At 59.6% G+C, this 3147-nt stretch carries 4 protein-coding genes and 1 pseudogene; 1 reads left to right on the top strand and 4 read right to left on the bottom strand.

Going from position 1 to position 3147, the window contains the following annotated elements; translation table 11 throughout:
* The first annotated feature begins 77 nt into the window (after positions 1-77).
* Positions 78-266: an integrase core domain-containing protein gene (locus LJ656_RS34760; RefSeq protein ID WP_425606081.1), complete on the top strand. Its 189-nt coding sequence runs from the start codon at positions 78-80 to the stop codon at positions 264-266.
* Positions 267-362: 96 nt separating this feature from the next.
* Here the strand turns inward: LJ656_RS34760 and LJ656_RS34755 are convergent, their stop codons facing one another.
* The 4 genes and pseudogenes from LJ656_RS34755 to LJ656_RS34740 all read right to left on the bottom strand — a co-directional run.
* Positions 363-815: a hypothetical protein gene (locus tag LJ656_RS34755; RefSeq protein ID WP_230513942.1), complete on the bottom strand. Its 453-nt coding sequence runs from the start codon at positions 813-815 to the stop codon at positions 363-365.
* Between the two features lie 458 nt (positions 816-1273).
* A pseudogene (locus tag LJ656_RS34750) lies at positions 1274-1501 on the bottom strand (hypothetical protein); the annotation flags it as partial.
* A gap of 40 nt (positions 1502-1541) precedes the next feature.
* Positions 1542-2873, bottom strand: coding sequence for a glycosyltransferase family protein (locus LJ656_RS34745; RefSeq protein WP_230513941.1), 1332 nt, complete (start codon positions 2871-2873; stop codon positions 1542-1544).
* A gap of 68 nt (positions 2874-2941) precedes the next feature.
* Positions 2942-3147 (bottom strand): DUF2827 family protein (locus tag LJ656_RS34740; protein WP_230513940.1); only part of this gene is annotated, 206 nt, incomplete at its 5' end.

The following is a 3147-nucleotide window of genomic DNA, read 5'->3' as shown; positions in this document are numbered from 1 at the left end:
CACTGCCGCTTGCCCAGAGTGCCGATGACTACGAGGCGCTGTTGCCCTGGCGGCTGATCACGTCCACGGACTGACGCATAGTCGGCCGACCGGCGCAAGCCACGCGGTTTATTGCGCGCTTACAATCTCTGGCGGAAGCGAAACGCGAGATCGAGGCCTGGCGGCGGGACTACAATGAGAGCCGGCCTCACATGGCGCTCAACGACCTGACACCGGGTGAATTTGTCCGGCAGTACAGCCTTCGGCCTACGGCCGAAGGCTCATGAAACTCGGGCACTAACATTGCAATGTGTCCAGGAAACGCAAGCGGATCAGAAAGGCCAAACACTAACACCGGACCCTGTCCAGGAAACCCAAGCGGTTTATCGATCTTTGCACCAAGGCGCTTTGGGCAGTACCGCTCGCGTGAGAAGCAAACCAGCGGTGGCCTCTCCTGGACTGCCCATACCAAAGTAAAAACTCAACACGCATCTGGTCGCGACGTCCAGCGCGACGGATAACCATGGGCAGCCGATTACCTTTCGGTCGAATTCGTTAACCAGAGCTAAATCCGCTTGTGTATGGCCGACTTTGACAACCCCCAAGGGATGCTTCCCGACAAGCAAGCCCGGCGCCGTCATCGCGTCAGGAAGAGCCGCGCGGTTGAGCCCGTCTGCTTCACAGTGCTGGGCCCAGCGCCGGCCAATTGCGGTGCGGCTCGGTGGCTGCAACCCGGCGAGTTCACGTTTGCGCCGAACCTCAAATATCAGATCGGTCGCAGGATGTGCCAATTGTCGTTTAGTTGGCAGCCAGACATGCACTACTTCGTCGATCACGCTGTCGACAGCCACAGCCAACCGATGGCCGCCCTTTGAAGGACCGCGGCGGTTTGAGGCGGACTGCGCTTGCTACCAGGGTGGGAGAAACTTTGCCGCAGACGATAAATCGTTGTCCAATGGATGCCCGACACATTCGCGGCTACCACTGCTTGCTTCTTCGAAAGTAGACTTCGTCCTAACGGCCGGAGAACGTCGACGACTTTCGCAGCACGGCACCTGTTTGTTCCGAAACCGTCGATGGCGCTCGTTATCGAGCTTCGTCAGACGCGTTAGCGCAATCAAAAGACAGGACACCTCTGTTAGCAAAATTAACGAACGTCTATCGTGCAAATATTGTGGAAACACTACGCCTAGAAGCGCGTCCAAAATCCATGCTTCGGCTTCGGCATATTGAGTAAGGCCAGAGAATAAACTTACATTGGCCCAATCTACGGACACGATTAACGACTTTTGAGAACTTCAACATCCGGCAGGCCGTGGGCGAAGTTGCCCAGATGCCGCAGCGTCACGTGCAGACGGTTCGCCGCGAGCGGCTTGCTGCGCCCGCGCGCGTCCGCGCACAGTTGCTGCGCGAACTTCGCGATTTCGGCCGCGGTATTGCGGTCGGGATAGATCGCGAAAAAGCGTTCCTTCGCTGGAGTTGCGAACCGCTGACGGCACGCTTCAGCGATATTACTGTACATTCACACTGTATGGGGGATCGCGCGTCGCAAAAAAAGGGGGTTATCTCTCGATTGGCTGGCCGGGGAACTCACAGCCTTCGTCATGCGCCATCATCAACGCGCGCATCTCAGTCCACATACCGTAGTAGTGCACGATAAAACTGTCGGCGCGGCGGAACTGCCACGGCGTATTCAGCGCTACCAGATCGAGCAGCGCGGCGACGTCGAGTTGTCCCGAGCGTTCGAGCGCGCGGATGAAGTACAACTGGTCGCCGTCGCTCGCATAGACCGACGACGTGTCGTGCAAGCGCCCGATATCGGCCATCAGTTCGTGCAGCATCCTCTCATTGCGCGCGGTGCGCCGGAAGGCCATCACGCCTGAATTGAACGCCCATTGGCCTACGTCGTGCGCGAGCAGCAGGTCGCGGCCTTTCATTAACGGTTCGAGTCTCTGCTGCATGTTGCCGATCAGCACGTCCGCATCGAGCCAGACGACCCAGTCGTGATGCTCCATATAGCCGTGCAGCAGCCACGGTTTGAACCAGTTTCCGCTTGCGTCGAGCCCGACCTCGCGCGGAATCTCGCGATGCACATACAGCGTGTAGCCGTGCAGCTCGCAATAGCGGCGGAAATTGCGTTCGGCGATGCCCGCATATACGCGGATATTCGGCGTGTACAGCGTCATAAGAGCAATCGGACGGCCAGGGTTATAAGTGCTGCGTCCAGCGCCGTCGCAAATACGCGGCGCGCAGCGGGAAAACAGTGGTGCGCGCGTGCGTTGATGCCAGTTGATTTGCTCGACTAGCACGTTTCTGAAACGCGGGCACACGCCCTTCCCGCGCGGGTCGTCGGTCGCGTCGTCGATGCTTACCGCGAACGTCGGGTGCCGGCTCCACGCGGGATCGAAGTTAAAGCCGGCCTGCATCACGGGACACACACCGTCGATCATCCGCATATAGTGGTGCGTGTCGAACCCGGCGAACAGCTCGGCCTCCGCTTCCAGCGCAACACCGCCCAACCGGCAGCGTTTCACCAGTTGCAGCACCCGCTCGCGAACCGCGGGCGTATTGCGCCAGACCTGCACGTCGACTTGCGGCAACGGATGAGTGCCGATCGTGACAAGCAACCAGTCGCGCCCCTGCATCAAGGTATCGAGTGCAACCGGCTCGACGATCGCGGCATCCTCGCTCAACAACAGCACGAGTTCGTCGTCGGCCGCGCGCCGCAACGTGCCAAGTAAAACTTCGTAACGGTACAGGCAGCGCAGTTGCAGCCGGTCCGTCATCGCGGACGCATCAATCCATTCATGGCGATAACCGTGCGACGTCGCGTAACAGCGATGATTCACGAGGCTGGCGGGCGCCTCACGATAGAAATGACTCAGTACAATCACTTTGCAAGACGCGGGAGGATGGGCTTCGCGCGAAACCTGATGATCGATCTATCAAAGCGAGCGCGCTCCTAGCGCAGCGGCCGCGCCATCAGATCGTCGAGCAGCGCGGCATAGGTGGCGACCACTTGGCGATCGTCGGGAAGATAGCGGGCAATCCCGGTGCGCTGCTTCTCGCGATACCACGACGCATGCGCGTCGTGATTTTCGAGCGCTTCGATCGCCTTGCGCGCGCCCTCTTCCACATCGTTGCCGCGGTAGTAGTAACCGAGGTCCG

Source organism: Paraburkholderia sejongensis (genome assembly GCF_020880815.1).
Classification (GTDB): domain Bacteria; phylum Pseudomonadota; class Gammaproteobacteria; order Burkholderiales; family Burkholderiaceae; genus Paraburkholderia; species Paraburkholderia sejongensis.
Note: the sequence above shows the minus strand (reverse complement) of the source record. Positions and strands in the feature narration are given on the sequence as shown.